This window comes from Bacillus sp. LR--39 (genome assembly GCF_053613335.1).
In genome coordinates this window covers 1-576 of the sequence record NZ_JBSIOT010001308.1, presented here as the reverse complement: position 1 = coordinate 576, position 576 = coordinate 1, and the positions used below count along the sequence as shown (strand labels likewise).

The 576-nt window shown below is 45.7% G+C and carries 1 protein-coding gene; it reads right to left on the bottom strand.

The genetic code is table 11. From position 1 onward, the window contains the following. Nucleotides 1–11: 11 nt before the first annotated feature. A complete protein-coding gene (locus tag ACWHAR_RS30165; RefSeq protein ID WP_003185888.1) occupies nucleotides 12–455 on the bottom strand; it encodes a transcriptional regulator GutM in 444 nt (147 codons plus the stop codon). Between the last annotated feature and the right edge of the window lie 121 nt (nucleotides 456–576).

The following is a 576-nucleotide window of genomic DNA, read 5'->3' as shown; positions in this document are numbered from 1 at the left end:
TGTTACGTTTTTCATATTTCACCTCTTTTTTTGATTTGAAAGCTCATCAGTTTTTGAAGCCGTGTTTTCTTCTGCGGAACATCACCCCCTTTCGTGATGATGTCGAATGTTCTCAAGGCATCTTCAATTGCAAGACGTGTGAGGCGGTCGTGCCGGGCAAGCTCCGCTTGTCCGATCTTCAGCAAATACTTTCCTTCAAACCCTTTTAAAGGTCTGATTCTTGAAAAGACGGTGACACCTTGCATTTTTGATGCCTTCAAAATTTTGTTGCGTTTGTCGATGACAAACAGGACGACCGTTCCGGCTCTGAGTAAGCCGGTCTTCCTTCCGACCGCGACTCTCCCTATACGCCTGTACGCGGCGAACGTTCGATTGAAATGCCTGATTTGCCAAAAACCTAAAACGCTCTGGAGAAGCCATGCAGCTCCAAGGGCGATGATAAAGTAAATGATCATGATTGATTTCTCACCTCCTCGGCAATTTCTCTGGCTGTTTCGGCAGTTGTCACTAAAACATTAATATAGCGGCCTTTTGCAGCCCCGATAATCGAAGGAACTTTTTCATGGGATTCGGCAA

What these genes read in the sequence shown, in the direction of transcription:
- ACWHAR_RS30165 (WP_003185888.1), bottom strand. Translation starts at nt 455, where the DNA reads ATGATCATTTACTTTATCATCGCCCTTGGAGCTGCATGGCTTCTCCAG.